The sequence below is a fragment of the Streptomyces sp. 351MFTsu5.1 genome (assembly GCF_000383655.1).
GTDB classification, from domain to species: Bacteria; Actinomycetota; Actinomycetes; order Streptomycetales; family Streptomycetaceae; genus Streptomyces; species Streptomyces griseorubiginosus.
Genome location: NZ_KB911797.1, coordinates 99,680 through 115,148 on the forward strand (window position 1 = coordinate 99,680; position 15,469 = coordinate 115,148).

Annotated in this window: 11 protein-coding genes; 9 read left to right on the plus strand and 2 right to left on the minus strand. The window is 72.1% G+C overall.

Annotation, left to right across the window (positions count from 1 at the left end):
- The first annotated feature begins 43 nt into the window (after nucleotides 1-43).
- Nucleotides 44-1,660 (plus strand): alpha/beta hydrolase, encoded by a 1,617-nt coding sequence (locus H295_RS0136735; protein ID WP_043218580.1) that lies wholly within the window; start codon nucleotides 44-46, stop codon nucleotides 1,658-1,660.
- A 69-nt stretch (nucleotides 1,661-1,729) separates the two neighbouring features.
- Here H295_RS0136735 and serC read toward each other — a convergent pair whose 3' ends face one another.
- The gene (gene serC / locus H295_RS0136740; protein WP_020140350.1) at nucleotides 1,730-2,848 is read right to left on the minus strand and encodes a phosphoserine transaminase; all 1,119 of its coding nucleotides are present in this window, start codon (nucleotides 2,846-2,848) and stop codon (nucleotides 1,730-1,732) included.
- Between the two features lie 115 nt (nucleotides 2,849-2,963).
- Between serC and H295_RS0136745 the strand changes: the two genes are divergently transcribed.
- From H295_RS0136745 to H295_RS0136755, 3 genes are all read left to right on the plus strand, one after another.
- Nucleotides 2,964-5,936, plus strand: coding sequence for an FAD-binding and (Fe-S)-binding domain-containing protein (locus H295_RS0136745; RefSeq protein ID WP_020140351.1), 2,973 nt, complete (start codon nucleotides 2,964-2,966; stop codon nucleotides 5,934-5,936).
- Between the two features lie 49 nt (nucleotides 5,937-5,985).
- Entirely contained in the window at nucleotides 5,986-6,426 is a 441-nt protein-coding gene (locus H295_RS0136750) for a GNAT family N-acetyltransferase (RefSeq protein ID WP_020140352.1), read from the plus strand.
- Nucleotides 6,427-6,544: 118 nt separating this feature from the next.
- Nucleotides 6,545-7,486, plus strand: coding sequence for an EamA family transporter (locus H295_RS0136755; RefSeq protein WP_020140353.1), 942 nt, complete (start codon nucleotides 6,545-6,547; stop codon nucleotides 7,484-7,486).
- Nucleotides 7,487-7,496: 10 nt separating this feature from the next.
- On the opposite strand, the gene H295_RS0136760 is transcribed toward H295_RS0136755, so the two are convergent.
- The gene (locus H295_RS0136760; protein WP_020140354.1) at nucleotides 7,497-8,237 is read right to left on the minus strand and encodes a class I SAM-dependent DNA methyltransferase; all 741 of its coding nucleotides are present in this window, start codon (nucleotides 8,235-8,237) and stop codon (nucleotides 7,497-7,499) included.
- A gap of 121 nt (nucleotides 8,238-8,358) precedes the next feature.
- On the opposite strand from H295_RS0136760, the gene H295_RS0136765 reads away from it, so the two are divergent.
- From H295_RS0136765 to H295_RS0136785, 5 genes are read left to right on the plus strand one after another with little or no spacing between them, the layout of a single operon-like run.
- Complete coding sequence (locus H295_RS0136765) at nucleotides 8,359-9,153, plus strand: TIGR03084 family metal-binding protein (RefSeq protein WP_020140355.1); 795 nt, start codon at nucleotides 8,359-8,361, stop codon at nucleotides 9,151-9,153.
- Nucleotides 9,150-10,826 carry an acyclic terpene utilization AtuA family protein gene (locus tag H295_RS0136770; protein ID WP_020140356.1) on the plus strand — a complete coding sequence of 559 codons (1,677 nt, stop codon included), beginning with the start codon at nucleotides 9,150-9,152 and terminating at the stop codon, nucleotides 10,824-10,826. Before H295_RS0136765 ends, H295_RS0136770 begins: the two co-directional genes overlap by 4 nt.
- Nucleotides 10,823-12,421: an acyl-CoA carboxylase subunit beta gene (locus tag H295_RS0136775; RefSeq protein WP_020140357.1), complete on the plus strand. Its 1,599-nt coding sequence runs from the start codon at nucleotides 10,823-10,825 to the stop codon at nucleotides 12,419-12,421. Before H295_RS0136770 ends, H295_RS0136775 begins: the two co-directional genes overlap by 4 nt.
- A gap of 10 nt (nucleotides 12,422-12,431) precedes the next feature.
- A complete protein-coding gene (locus tag H295_RS0136780) occupies nucleotides 12,432-14,273 on the plus strand; it encodes an acetyl/propionyl/methylcrotonyl-CoA carboxylase subunit alpha (protein WP_020140358.1) in 1,842 nt (613 codons plus the stop codon).
- Nucleotides 14,274-14,316: 43 nt separating this feature from the next.
- Nucleotides 14,317-15,453: an acyl-CoA dehydrogenase family protein gene (locus H295_RS0136785; protein ID WP_020140359.1), complete on the plus strand. Its 1,137-nt coding sequence runs from the start codon at nucleotides 14,317-14,319 to the stop codon at nucleotides 15,451-15,453.
- Nucleotides 15,454-15,469 lie beyond the last annotated feature (16 nt).

Consider the following 15,469-nt stretch of genomic DNA (forward strand, 5'->3'; position numbering starts at 1 on the left):
AAACGACTCTTAATCGAGTGTTTCTTCGACAGGATGCCCTCCCATGAGAAGAAGCGCTCTTGTGCTGTGCGGTGCGACCGTCGTCCTGGCGGGGGCCGTCACGGCAGTCCCGGCCGAGGCCGGTACGTCCCTCACCGCCTCCCCCGCCCTCGCGGCGGCGAAGGTCAGCTGGAAGAAGTGCGGCACCGAGAACACCCCGACGCTCCAGTGCGGTTCGGTGAAGGTGCCGCTGGACTACGCCCACCCCAAGGGGCGCCAGATCACCCTGGCCCTGTCCCGGGTGCCGCACACCGCGAAGAAGTACCAGGGCCCGCTGCTGGTCAACCCGGGCGGCCCCGGCGGCAGCGGTCTCGGCCTCGCCGGGTTCGTCGCAGGGAGCCTGCCCAAGGCGGTCGCGTCCCAGTACGACGTCATCGGCTTCGACCCGCGCGGCGTCGGCAAGAGCTCGCCCGCCCTCGACTGCAAGCCGGGCTACTTCAACCCGGTGCGTCCCGCGAGCGTCCCGAAGACGCCCGCGATCGAGAAGGCCAACCTGGAGCGCGCCAAGTCCTTCGCCGCCGCCTGCGGCCGCAAGTACGCGAGCGTGCTGCCGTACATCAACACCATCAACGCCGTGAAGGACATGGACTCGATCCGCAAGTCCCTCGGCGCGAAGAAGATCAACTACTTCGGCTACTCGTACGGCACCTACCTGGGCCAGGTCTACGCCAAGCTCTTCCCGGGCAACGTGCGCCGCCTGGTGCTGGACTCGATCGTCGACCCCGACGGCGTCTGGTACGACGCCAACATCTCGCAGGACTACGCCTTCGACGCCCGCCAGAAGGCCCTGATGGCGTGGATCGCGAAGTACGACTCCACGTACAAGCTCGGCACGAACCCGGCCAGGATCGAGGCCAAGTGGTACGCCATGCAGGCCCAGTTGGCGAAGACGCCGGCCGGCGGCAAGGTGGGCGCGGCCGAGCTGGAGGACACCTTCATCCCGGGCGGCTACTACAACGGCTACTGGCCCGACCTGGCCACGGCGTTCGCCGCGTACGTGAACGACAAGAACGCCGCCCCGCTGGTCGAGGCGTACGAGAACCTCGCCGCGATCGACGCCTCCGGTGACAACGGCTACAGCATCTACACCGCCGTGCAGTGCCGTGACGCCTCCTGGCCGCGCGACTGGAAGCAGTGGCAGAAGGACAACTGGGCCGTGTACAAGAAGGCTCCCTTCATGGCCTGGAGCAACGCCTGGTACAACGCGCCGTGCGCGTTCTGGCCCACGAAGACCCTGAAGCCGGTGAACGTCGCCAACTCCAAGCTCCCGCCGGTGCTCCTGTTCCAGGCGACGAACGACGCGGCCACCCCGTACCAGGGCGGCGTCACCGTCCACCGCCTGCTCAAGCACTCCAGCCTGGTCGTCGAGCAGGGCGGCGGCAACCACGGCATCTCCCTGAGCGGCAACGCCTGCCTCGACAAGTACCTCGCCAAGTACCTGACCGACGGCACGGTCCCGCGCGGCCACGGCACCGCCGACGCGGTCTGCAAGAAGCTCCCCGACCCGCAGCCGTCGGCGGCCCAGCCGGCCACGGCGTCGGCCCTGACCGGCGCCTCCACGCCGGCCACGGCGGCCCAGGGCGGCGACGAGCTGCACCAGCTGCTCGGCTTCCGCGGCTGAGCATGAGCTGACGGACGACGAAGGGCGCCCGGTGTTCGCCGGGCGCCCTTCACTGTCGTACCGAAGTGATCAGAGCTTCTCGATCACGTAGTCGATGCACTTCGTCAGCGCCTCGACGTCCGCCGGGTCGATCGCCGGGAACATCGCGACGCGCAGCTGGTTGCGGCCGAGCTTGCGGTAGGGCTCGGTGTCGACGATGCCGTTGGCGCGCAGGACCTTGGCGATCGCGGCGGCGTCGATCTCGTCGGAGAAGTCGATCGTGCCGATGACCTGGGAGCGCTTGGCCGGGTCGGTGACGAACGGGGTCGCGTGCTTGGACTCCTCCGCCCAGCTGTACAGGCGGGTCGAGGAGTCCTTGGTGCGGGCCGTCGACCAGGCGAGACCGCCCTGGCCGTTGATCCACTCCAGCTGCTGGTTCAGCAGGAAGAGGGTGGCGAGGGCCGGGGTGTTGTACGTCTGGTTCTTGCGGGAGTTGTCGATCGCCGTGGGCAGGCTGAAGAACTCCGGGACGTGGCGGCCGGACGCGTGGATCCGCTCGGCGCGCTCGATCGCGGCCGGGGAGAACACGCCGATCCACAGGCCGCCGTCGGAGGCGAAGGACTTCTGCGGGGCGAAGTAGTAGACGTCCGTCTCCGACACGTCCACCGGGAGACCGCCGGCGCCGCTCGTCGCGTCGACCAGGACCAGGGCCCCGTCGTCCGCGCCCGCGACCCGCCTGATCGGGGCGGCGACACCCGTCGAGGTCTCGTTGTGGGTGAAGGCGTACACGTCGACGCCCGCCTCGGCCTGCGGCTCGGGGTGCGTGCCGGGGTCGGAGGCGATGACGGTGGGCTCGGCCAGCCAGGGGGCGAGCTTGGACGCCTTCGCGAACTTCGACGAGAACTCGCCGAAGTTCAGGTGCTGCGACTTGTTCTCGATCAGCCCGTGCGTCGCCACGTCCCAGAACGCGGTCGAGCCGCCGTTGCCGAGGACGACCTCGTAGCCCTCGGGCAGCGAGAACAGCTCGGAGATGCCCTCACGCACCTGGCCGACCAGGTTCTTCACCGGGGCCTGGCGGTGGGAGGTCCCGAGCAGGGACGTACCGGTCGCGGCGAGGGCGTCGAGCGCCTCGACCCGCACCTTGGAGGGGCCCGCGCCGAAACGTCCGTCGGCGGGCTTGATGTCAGCGGGAATCTGGATCTCAGCCACGGACCGAGGTTAGCGGCTGGGGGAAACCTGGCGGAAACGTCGTCCGTCGGCTGAGACGTCCGGGCCCGGCGGACCGGGAGGGTGGATGGGCCCGAGAGGCTGGGATGGTGGACCCATGACGGGTCTGGAAGCCGAGCTGCGCAAGGCCGTGCGGGGGGACGTCCGCTTCGACGTCACCTCCCGGGCGCTGACCACCATGGACGCCTCCAACTACCGGCGGGTCCCCCTCGGGGTCGTCGCGCCGAGGGACGGCGACGACGTGGCCGCCGTGCTCGAGGTGTGTCGCTCGCACGGAGTACCCGTCGTGCCCCGGGGCGGCGGTACGTCCATCGCCGGGCAGGCCACCGGGACCGGGGTCGTCCTCGACTTCACCCGGCACATGAACAGGGTCGTGTCCCTCGACCCCGAGGCGCGCACCGCCGTCGTCCAGCCGGGGCTCGTGCTGGACCGGCTCCAGGACGCGGCCGCCCCGCACGGGCTGCGGTTCGGGCCCGACCCCTCCACCCACAGCCGCTGCACGCTCGGCGGGATGATCGGCAACAACTCCTGCGGCTCGCACTCGGTGGCCTGGGGGACGACCGCGGACAGTGTGCGCGAGCTGGACGTCGTCACCGCGCGCGGGCAGCGGCTGCGGCTCGGCCAGGACTGGGCCGGGGCACCGGCGGGGCTGCGGGAGCTGGTGGACGGGGAGCTCGCGCGGCTGCGGACCGGGTTCCCCGAGCTGCCCCGCCGGATCTCGGGGTACGCGCTGGACGCCCTGCTGCCGGAGCACCGGGCCGACGTCGCCCGGTCGTTCTGCGGCAGCGAGGGCACCCTCGGCGTCCTCACCGAGGCCGTCGTACGGCTGGTGGAGGCGCCCCGCGCGCGTGCGCTCGCCGTGCTCGGGTACGTGGACGAGGGAGAGGCCGCCGAGGCCGCCGCCGGACTGCTGCCCCACCACCCCCTGACCGTGGAGGGGATGGCGGCCGACCTGGTGCCCTCGGCGGCCGCGTTGCCCAGCGGCGGCGCCTGGCTGTTCGTGGAGACCGGCGGGACCTCCGAGGCGGAGGCACGCGCGCGTGCGGAGGAGATCGTGCGCGCCGCCGACGTCCTGGACGCCCTCGTGGTGACCGACCCGGCCGGCCAGAGGGCCCTGTGGCGGATCCGCGAGGACGCCAGCGGTACGGCGACCCGCATGCCCGACGGCACCGAGGCCTGGCCCGGCTGGGAGGACTGCGCGGTGCCGCCGCCGCGACTGGGCGCCTACCTGCGGGACTTCCGGCGCCTGCTCGGCTCCCACGGCCTGCGCGGCACGCCGTACGGCCACTTCGGCGACGGCTGCATCCACGTCCGCATCGACTTCGACCTGCTGACCGGGGCGGGCGTCTCCCGTTTCCGGCGGTTCTCCGAGGAGCTCGCCGACCTGGTCGTCGCGCACGGCGGCTCGCTGTCCGGGGAACACGGCGACGGCCTGGCCCGCGCCGAACTGCTCCCGAAGATGTACGGCGGCGAACTGGTCGCCCTCTTCGAGCGCGCGAAGGCCGTCTGGGACCCGGACGACCTCCTCAACCCGGGCGTACTGGTCCGCCCGGCCCCCCTCGACGCGAACCTCCGCTTCTCCGTCCTGCCCCGCGAGCCGGTCGACGTCGCCTTCGGCTACCCGGCCGACGGCGGTGACTTCTCCGCGGCCGTACGACGCTGTGTCGGGGTCGCGAAATGCCGTACGACAGCGGTCTCCGGGCCCGCCGTCATGTGCCCGTCCTTCCGGGCCACGGGGGAGGAGGAGCACTCCACGCGCGGCCGGGCCAGGCTGCTGCACGAAATGCTCGCGGGCGGGGCCGGTGGACTCGTGACCGACGGCTGGCGGTCGACCCAGGTGCGGGACGCCCTCGACCTGTGCCTGTCCTGCAAGGGCTGCCGGTCCGACTGCCCGGTCGGGGTCGACATGGCCACGTACAAGGCGGAGTTCCTGCACCACCACTACGCCGGACGCCACCGCCCGGCCGCCCACTACAGCATGGGCCGGCTGCCGCTGTGGCTGCGCTGGGTGGACCGGCTGCGGCTGGCTCCGCTGGTCAACTCCCTAGCCGCCGTACGGCCGTTGGCCGCCGTCGCGAAGCGGCTCGGCGGGATCGCGGCCGAGCGGCGGATCCCGCGGCTGGCTCCGGAGACGTTCGGCCGGTGGCTGCGGCGGCGGGAGCGGGAGCGGATGCGGGGCTGGACGGCCGAGGCCCGGAAGGGCGGGAGACCCGAACTGCCCGGCACGATGGTCTACCTGTGGCCGGACACCTTCACCGAACACCTCTCGCCGGACGTCGGCCGGGCGGCGGTAAGGGTGCTGGAGGCGGCCGGGATCGGGGTCCTGGAACTGCCGGGGCGGCCGTGGAAGGTGGCGCGGACGGAGGACGGCGAGGTCATGGGCGTCGGCATCTCCGCACCCTGGGGCCGCCCCCGCGACCGCGCCTGCTGCGGGCTGACGTACCTCTCGACGGGCCAACTGGACCAGGCCCGCGCGGTGTTGCGCCGCACGCTCGACCTGGTGGAGCCGTTCCTGCTGCCGGAGCTGGACGAGGTGTCGGGGATGGAGGAGCCGACCGACCTGGACGAGGTGACGGAGCCGCCTGCCTTCGTCGTCCTGGAGCCCAGCTGTGCCGCCGCCCTGCGCACCGACCTCCCCGAGCTGCTGCACGACGACCCGCGCGCCGCCCGACTCGCCGCCCGGGTCCTCACCTTCGCGGAGGCGCTGGAACGGCTCGCCCCCGACTGGCGGCCACCGGCCCTGAACCGCCCGGTCGTCGGCCAGACCCACTGCCACCAGCACGCGGTACTGGGGGACGCCTCCGACCGCCGGCTGCGCGAGGCTGCGGGCCTCACCGGCGAGTTGACGGGCGGCTGCTGCGGCCTGGCGGGCAACTTCGGCTTCGAGAAAGGGCACTTCGAGGTGTCCCGGGCGTGCGCGGAGGAACAGCTGCTGCCGTCGGTGCGCGGGGCGTCCGAGGACACGGTGGTCCTGGCGGACGGCTTCTCCTGCCGGACCCAGCTGGAGCAGCTGGCGGGGGTGCGGGGGCGGCATCTGGCGGAGGTGCTGGCGGAGGGGCTGGACCGGTAGGCACAGGACGGGTCCGTCCGTCCCGCCCGCGCCCTGCGAGACTCCGGTCATGGACACGCACACCTGGACCCTGCGTCCGGCGACCCCGGACGACGTCGAGCCGATAGCCGAGCTGCGGGCCGTGGTGCTGCGTCCCGACCTGGAGCGGCTGGGGAGGTTCGACGAGCGGCGGGTGCGGCAGCGGTTCCGGGACGCCTTCGTCGCGGCGCAGCTGTCGGTCATCGAGAGCGACGGCCGCCTCGTCGGCTCCGTCGCCCTCCGTCCGGCCGAGGACGGGCACTGGCTGGAGCACTTCTTCATCGACCCGGGCCTGCAGGGACGCGGCCTGGGCTCGGCGGTCCTGAGCGCCCTGCTGGCCCGCACTGACGCGGCCGGCGTGACCGTACGCCTCGACGTCCTCCAGGGCAGTGCGGCCCGCCGTCTCTACGAACGGCACGGCTTCACGGTGGAGTCCGAGGACGCGGTCGACGTGTTCATGGTGCGGCGCTGAGTTTCACCCATCGAGACAGTCGTATAGCCGGTTTACGCACCTGACGAAGTCCACTACCCTGGACTCAACAGTGCATCACGATGAACGACCGTCTCGAATCGACCTCCTGGAAGTCCCCGTGACCACCCCCAGCACCGACCTGCCGTCCTCACTCCCGCTCACAGCGGCTCCCGGCACCGGCCCCCGACGCTTCGGCTCCCTCGGTCCCGTCGGCCTGGTCCTCGCCGGCGGTGTCTCCGTGCAGTTCGGTGCGGCGCTGGCCGTCACCCTGATGCCGAGGGCGGGCGCGCTCGGGGTCGTGACCCTGCGGCTCCTGGCCGCCGCGATCGTGCTGCTCGTCGTGTGCCGGCCCCGGCTGCGCGGCCACTCGCGCACGGACTGGGGGACGGTCGTGGTCTTCGGCCTCACCATGGCCGCGATGAACGGCCTCTTCTACCAGGCCGTCGACCGCATCCCCCTCGGCCCCGCGGTCACCCTGGAAGTGCTCGGCCCCCTCACCCTCTCGGTGCTCGCCTCCCGCCGCGCGGTCAACGTCGTCTGGGCCGGGCTCGCGCTCGCCGGCGTGTTCCTCCTCGGCGGCGGGAACGTCGGCGGTCTCGACCCGCTGGGCGTGGCGTTCGCGCTGGCGGCGGGGGCCATGTGGGCGGCGTACATCGTCTTCAGCGCCCGCACCGGCCGCCGTTTCCCGCAGGCCGACGGGCTCGCCCTGGCGATGGCGGTGGGCGCGTTGGCGTTCCTGCCCTTCGGCGTGGTCGGGTCCGGCACCCGGCTCCTCGACCCGGTGACCGTGGGCCTAGGCGCGGGGGTCGCCGTGCTGTCCTCGGTGCTGCCCTACACCCTGGAACTCCTGGCCCTGCGCCGCCTGCCCGCCTCCACCTTCGCGATCCTCATGAGCCTGGAACCGGGCATCGCCGCCCTCGCGGGCTTCCTGATCCTCGACCAGGCCCTGTCCGCCCTCCAGGCCCTGGCCATCGCGCTGGTGATCGCGGCGAGCATGGGGGCGGTGCGGACGCAGGTGGGGCGGGGGAAGGTAGCGCCGGCGGACTCTGCCGTGAGCTGAGCCGAGCTGGCTAGCCCTCGGTCCTCTCCCACACCGACACATGGGACTCGCTCTCCGCTGTGAAGGGGGCCCCGCTCCAGTCCGCCCACCGGTCCCGCAGCCGCATGCCCGCCAGTCGGGCCATCAGGTCCAGCTCCGCCGGCCACACGTACCGGAAGGGGATCGAGCGGAAGGAGCCCCGGCCGTCCACGACGCGGACGTGGTGCGAGGCCATCGCCTGGGTCGCGGTGTCGTAGGTGTCGAAGCCCAGGCGGGTCTCGCCGACGTGGAAGGGCACGGTGTTCTGTCCGGGCGGGAGTCTCCGCAGCTGGGGGATCATCACCTCGATGACGAAGGTGCCCCCGGGCTCCAGATGCGCCGCCACATTGCGGAAGCACTCCACCTGGGCGTCCTGGCTGGTCAGGTTCATGATCGTGTTGAAGACCAGGTAGGCGACCGAGAACGTGCCGGGCGCCCTGGCCGTCGCGAAGTCCCCGAACGTCACCCCGATCTCCTCGCCACCGGGCTTGGCCCGCAGCCGGTCCGCCATCGCCGGGGATAGTTCGATGCCGTGCACCTCGACCCCGCGCCCCGCCAGCGGCAACGCGATCCGCCCGGTCCCGATGCCCAGCTCCAGCGCCCGCCCCTGTCCGGCGAGTCTCGCCAGCACCTCCACGGCCGGGTCGACCGCCTCCGGCGTGAACATCGCCGCCGACGACTCGTCGTAGGTCGCCGCGACGGACTCCGGGAAGTAGTTCTCGTCTTGGGTCACCGGTGGACCGTACTGGTGAGGCGGGAGAGGGGCACACCATTTTCCGGCGCACCCGCAGTGCAGGGAAAAAATAAATGCAAGCACGCTTGCTTGTTTCTGTCGCCCCTGCCATTCTCACCCCATGGCAGACCCCACACCCGTCATCGACGACCTGTGTGCCGAGAGCGACGAACTCGACCGGCTCGTGGCCGAGTTGACCGCCGAGCAGTGGGCGCTCGCGACCCCCGCCCCCGGCTGGACCGTCGCCCACCAGATCGCCCACCTCGCCTGGACCGACCACTCCTCCCTGCTCGCCGTGACCGACCCCAAGGCCTTCTCCCGCGAGGTCGAGAAGGCGCTCGCGGCCCCCGGGGACTTCGTCGACAACGGCGCGGAGGAGGGGGCCGCCAGGCCGCCCGCCCGGCTGCTCGCGTACTGGCGTGCCGGGCGGGAGGACCTCGCGGAGGCGCTGCGTGCCGCGCCCGACGGGGCCCGCTTCCCCTGGTACGGCCCGCCCATGTCCACCGCCTCCATGGCCACCGCCCGCCTCATGGAGACCTGGGCCCACGGCCTGGACGTGGCGGACGCGCTCGGCGTGACCCGGCAGCCCACCGACCGCATCCGGCACATCGTCCGCCTCGGCGTCCGCACCCGTGACTTCTCCTTCGGCGTGCACGGCCTCACCCCGCCCTTCGAGGAGTTCCGCATCGAACTCGTCAGCCCGAGCGGCGAGTTGTGGGTCCACGGCCCCGAGAACGCCACCGACCGGGTCACTGGCCCCGCCCTCGACCTCTGCCTCCTGGTCACCCAGCGAGCCCACCGCGCCGACCTCGCCCTGACCGCCGTGGGGGAGGACGCCGACCGCTGGCTCGACATCGCCCAGGCCTTCGCGGGACCGCCCGGAAAGGGACGCGCACCCAAGGGGGCAACCGCATGACCCCCCTCCGCATAGGCAACGCCTCCGGCTTCTACGGCGACCGCTTCGACGCCCTGCGTGAGATGCTCACCGGCGGTGAACTGGACGTCCTCACCGGCGACTACCTCGCCGAGCTGACCATGCTCATCCTCGGCCGGGACCGGCTGAAGGACCCGGAGGCCGGCTATGCCCGCACATTCCTGCGGCAGTTGGAGGAGTGCCTGGGGCTGGCGCACGAGCGGGGTGTCGCGATCGTCGCCAACGCCGGAGGACTGAACCCGGCCGGACTCGCCACCCGCATCAGGGAGTTGGCCGACCGGCTCGGCCTGGACGTCAAGGTCGCCCACGTCGCGGGCGACGACCTCACCGCCCGCCATCCCGGCAGTCTCGCCGCCCACGCCTACCTCGGCGGCTTCGGCATCGCCGCCTGTCTGCGCGAGGGCGCGGACGTGGTCGTGACCGGCCGCGTGACGGACGCGGCCCTGGTCACCGGGCCCGCCGCCGCCCGCTTCGGCTGGGGGCCGGGCGAGTACGACCGCCTAGCCGGAGCCGTCGTCGCGGGCCATGTCCTGGAGTGCGGGACCCAGGCCACCGGCGGCAACTACGCGTTCTTCACCGAGGGCGGGCGCGACCTCGGAAGGCCGGGTTTCCCCCTCGCCGAGCTCCACGAGGACGGCACCGCCGTCATCACCAAACACCCCGGCACCGGCGGCTTCGTGGACGTCGGCACGGTCACCGCCCAGCTCCTGTACGAGACCCAGGGCGCCCGGTACGCCGGACCCGACGTCACCGCCCGCCTCGACACCGTACGGCTCGACCAGGACGGCCCCGACCGGGTCCGGATCTCCGGGGTCCGCGGCGAGGCACCGCCGCCCACCCTCAAGGTCGGCCTGAACCGGCTCGGCGGCTTCCGCAACGAGGTCGCCTTCGTCCTGACCGGCCTCGACATCGAGGCCAAGGCCGCCCTGGTGCGGCAGCAGCTGGAACCGGCCCTCGCCAAGGCCGCCGACGTGCGCTGGGACCTGGCCCGCACCGACCGCCCCGACGCCGACACCGAGGAGACCGCGAGCGCCCTGCTGCGACTGGTCGTCCGGGACCCGGACCAGGAGGCCGTCGGACGGGCGCTCAGCGGGGCCGCCGTAGAACTGGCTCTGGCGAGCTACCCCGGGTTCCATGTGCTGGCGCCACCGGGGAAGGGCTCGCCCTATGGGGTCTTCGAGGATGTGTACGTCCCCCAGGGAGCCGTGGACCATGTGGCCGTCCTCCACGACGGGCGGCGGATCCCTGTGGCGCCGGCCCAGGAGACCGCCGTTCTCGAAGACGCCCCCCAGCCGCCCCTTCCCGAGCCGCTCGACGAAGGTCCCACCACCCGAGCCCCGCTCGGCCTCGTCGCGGGTGCCCGCAGCGGCGACAAGGGCGGCAACGCCAACATCGGGCTCTGGGTGCGGACGGACCCGGCCTGGCGGTGGCTCGCCCACACCCTCACCGTCGACCGGCTGCGCGAACTGCTCCCGGAGACAGCGGAGTTGACCGTCACCCGGCACGACCTGCCCCACCTCCGCGCCCTCAACTTCGTCGTCGAGGGGATCCTCGGCGAGGGCGTCGCCGCCCAGCACCGCTTCGACCCGCAGGCCAAGGCCCTCGGCGAATGGCTGCGCTCCCGCCACCTGGACATCCCGGAGGCCCTGCTGTGACCGTCCTGAGGACCACCCTCGACCCGACCGGCCCCGACCACCGGGCGAACCGCGAGGCCATGCTCGCCAAGCTCGCCGACCTCGACACCGAGCACGCCAAGGCGCTCGCCGGCGGTGGCGAGAAGTACGTCGAACGGCACCGCAGACGCGGCAAGTTGCTCGCCCGTGAGCGCATCGAGCTGCTCCTCGACCCCGACACGCCCTTCCTCGAACTGTCCCCGCTGGCCGCCTGGGGCAGCGACTACACCGTCGGCGCCTCCCTCGTCACCGGGATCGGGGTCGTGGCGGGCGTGGAGTGCCTGATCACCGCCAACGACCCGACCGTGCGCGGCGGCGCGAGCAACCCGTGGTCGCTGAAGAAGGCCCTGCGCGCCAACGACATCGCCCTCGCCAACCGGCTGCCCTGCATCAGCCTGGTGGAGTCCGGCGGTGCGGATCTCCCCTCCCAGAAGGAGATCTTCATCCCCGGCGGCGCCGTCTTCCGGGACCTGACCCGGCTGTCGGCGGCCGGCATCCCGACCGTCGCCGTCGTCTTCGGCAACTCCACCGCGGGCGGCGCGTACGTCCCCGGCATGTCCGACCACGTGATCATGGTCAAGGAGCGCGCCAAGGTGTTCCTCGGCGGCCCGCCCCTGGTCAAGATGGCCACCGGCGAGGAGAGCGACGACGAGTCCCTCGGCGGCGCCGAGATGCACGCGCGCGTGTCCGGCCTCGCGGACCACTACGCCGTCGACGAGCAGGACGCCCTCCGGCAGGCCCGCCGGGTCGTCGCCCGCCTCAACCACCGCAAGGCGTACGGCGATCCGGGACCGGCCGAGCCGCCCAAGTACGACGAGGACGAACTCCTCGGGATCGTCCCCGGCGACCTGCGCACCCCCTTCGACCCCCGCGAGGTGATCGCCCGGATCGTCGACGCCTCCGACTTCGACGAGTTCAAGCCCCTGTACGGCACGAGCCTCGCGACCGGCTGGGCCTCGCTGCACGGCTACCCGGTCGGCATCCTGGCGAACGCCCAGGGCGTCCTGTTCTCCGAGGAGTCCCAAAAGGCGGCCCAGTTCATCCAGTTGGCGAACCAGCGCGACATCCCGCTGCTCTTCCTGCACAACACCACCGGCTACATGGTCGGCAGGGAGTACGAGCAGGGTGGCATCATCAAGCACGGCGCGATGATGATCAACGCGGTCAGCAACTCGAAGGTCCCGCACCTGTCCGTCCTCATGGGCGCCTCCTACGGCGCCGGGCACTACGGCATGTGCGGCCGCGCCTACGACCCCCGCTTCCTGTTCGCCTGGCCCAGCGCCAAGTCCGCCGTCATGGGCCCCCAGCAGCTCGCCGGCGTGCTCTCCATCGTCGCCCGCCAGTCGGCGGCGGCCAAGGGGCTGCCGTACGACGAAGAGGGCGACGCGGCCCTGCGCGCCATGGTGGAGCAGCAGATCGAGTCCGAGTCGCTGCCCATGTTCCTGTCCGGGCGCCTCTACGACGACGGCGTCATCGACCCCCGCGACACCCGGACCGTCCTCGGCATGTGCCTGTCCGCGATCCACACCGCCCCCTACGAGGGCGCCCGTGGCGGCTTCGGCGTCTTCCGGATGTGAGGAACCTCCAGTGATCACTTCTGTGCTCGTCGCCAACCGGGGCGAGATCGCCTGCCGGATCTTCCGCACCTGCGCCGAGTCGGGCATCCGCACGGTCGCCGTCTACGCGGACCCCGACGCGAACGCCCGCCACACGCGCGTGGCCGACACGGCCGTACGACTCCCGGGCGCGGCCCCCGCCGACACCTACCTGCGCGCCGACCTGATCGTGAAGGCGGCCGTGGCCTCGGGCGCCGACGCCGTCCACCCCGGCTACGGCTTCCTCTCCGAGAACGCCGACTTCGCGAGGGCGGTCCTGGACGCGGGCCTGGTCTGGATCGGCCCGCCCCCGGCCGCGATCGAGGCGATGGCGTCCAAGACACGGGCGAAGGACCTCATGGGCATCGCGCCCCTGGAGGACGTCACGGCCGCCGACCTGCCGGTGCTGGTGAAGGCGGCGGCGGGCGGCGGGGGCCGCGGCATGCGGATCGTGCGCCGCGCCGAAGACCTGCCGGCCGCCCTGGAGAGCGCCCGCGCGGAAGCCGCGAGCGCCTTCGGCGACGGCGAGGTCTTCGTCGAGCCGTACGTCGAGGACGGCCGCCACGTCGAGGTCCAGATCCTCGCCGACACCCACGGCACGGTCTGGGCCCTGGGCACCCGCGACTGCTCCCTCCAGCGCCGCCACCAGAAGGTGATCGAGGAGGCGCCGGCCCCCGGCCTGACCGACGAACTCACCATGGAACTGCACGACTTGGCGGTCCGGGCGGCCCGCGCGGTCGACTACGTCGGCGCGGGCACGGTGGAGTTCCTGGTCGCCGACGGCCGGGCCCACTTCCTGGAGATGAACACCCGCCTCCAGGTCGAACACCCGGTGACGGAAGCGGTGTTCGGCCTCGACCTCGTGGCGGAGCAGATCAGGATCGCGGAGGGGGCCGCGTTGGCCGACGAACCCCCACGCGCGCGGGGCCACGCGGTGGAGGCCCGCCTGTACGCCGAGGACCCGTCGAGGGACTGGACCCCCCAGACCGGCACCCTGCACCACCTCTCCGTCCCCGCGTCCGTCCGCCTGGACACGGGCTACGAGAGCGGCGACCCGATCCCCGTCCACTACGACCCGATGCTCGCGAAGGTCGTCGCGTATGCCCCCACGCGAGCGGAGGCGATCCGCAAACTGGCGGGCGCGCTGGAGCAGGCCACGCTCCACGGCCCGACCACCAACCGGGACCTGCTGGTCAACTCCCTGCGCCACAAGGAGTTCACGACGGCCCGCATGGACACGGGCTTCTACGACCGCCACCTGCCCGAACTCACGGAGCCGGCCGTGGACGTGCTGGCCCCTCTGGCGGCCGCCCTCTCGGACGCGGTGGGCCGCTCCCGCTTCGGCGGCTTCCGCAACCTCCCCTCGACCCCCCAGACCAAGCGCTACGAGATGGCGGGCGAGGAGCACGAGGTCCGTTACCGGCACACGAGGAAGGGCCTGGAGGCGGACGGGGTGCGGGTCCTGCACGCGGACGCGAGCGGGGCCGTACTCGAAGTGGACGGCCTGAGAAGGCAGTTCGAGGTGGCGCGGTACGGCGACCAGCTGTACGTGGGCCGCACGTACCTGAGGGCTCTGCCCCGCTTCCCGGACCCGACGACCCAGCTGGCCCCGGGGTCGCTGCTGGCCCCCATGCCGGGCACGGTCGTGAGGGTCGCGGACGGCCTGGCGGAGGGTTCGGCCGTAGAGGCAGGCCAGCCCCTCCTCTGGCTGGAGGCGATGAAGATGGAACACAAGATCACGGCACCGCACGCAGGAACGCTCAGCGAGCTGAATGCAGTTGTCGGCCAACAGGTAACGGTCGGCTCTCTGCTGGCGGTAGTCCGAACTACCTAAGGGGCGCGGGGAACTGCGCGACCAGCCACAACGAAGGAGCCACATGCCCACGATCGAAACCGAAGAACACAAGTCTCTGAGGCAGGCAGTCGCCGCCCTCGGCAAACGCCACGGCCGCGACTACGACCGAGAGCAACTCTGGTCCGAGGCAGCGAAACTCGGCTACCTCGGCGTCAATCTCCCCGAGGAGTACGGAGGAGGCGGCGGCGGAATCGCCGAACTCTCCCTCGTCCTCGAAGAGCTCGGCGCAGCCGGCGCCCCCCTCCTGATGATGATCGTCTCCCCGGCCATCTGCGGCACGGTGATCGCCCGCTTCGGCACCGAGGCCCAGAAGCAGGAGTGGCTCCCGGCACTCGCCGACGGCACCCGCACCATGGCCTTCGGCATCACCGAACCCGACGCCGGATCCAACAGCCACCGCATCACCACCACGGCCCGCCGCGACCAGGCGACCGGAGACTGGCTGCTCACCGGCCGCAAGGTCTTCGTCTCCGGCGTCGACATAGCCGACGCCACCCTCATAGTCGGCCGCACCGAGGACTCCCGCACCGGCCGCCTGAAGCCCTGCCTGTTCATCGTCCCGCGCGACGCCCCGGGCTTCGGCAGGCGCTGGATCGAGATGGAACTGAGCGCCCAGGAGAAGCAGTTCGAGCTGACCCTGGACGACGTACGCCTCCCCGCCGACGCCCTCGTGGGCGACGAGGACGCGGGCCTGCTGCAACTCTTCGCGGGCCTCAACCCCGAACGCATCATGACGGCCGCCTTCGCGATCGGCATGGGCCGCTACGCGCTCTCCCGGGCGATCACCTACGCCAAGGAGCGCACGGTCTGGAACAGCCCCATCGGCGCCCACCAGGCCATCGCCCACCCCCTCGCCCAGGCCCACATCGACCTCGAACTCGCCCGCCTGATGACGCAGAAGGCGGCCCACCTCTACGACGCCGGCGACGACGTGGGCGCGGGCGAGGCCGCCAACATGGCGAAGTACGCGGCCGGGGAGGCCTGTGTGAAGGCGGTGGACCAGGCGGTCCACACCCTCGGCGGCAACGGGCTCACCAAGGAGTTCGGGATCGCCTCGCTGATCACGGCCGCGCGCGTGGCCCGTATCGCACCGGTGAGCAGGGAGATGATCCTCAACTACGTCTCCCACCAGACCCTGGGCCTGCCCAAGTCGTACTAGGCCGACCCGGTATCAG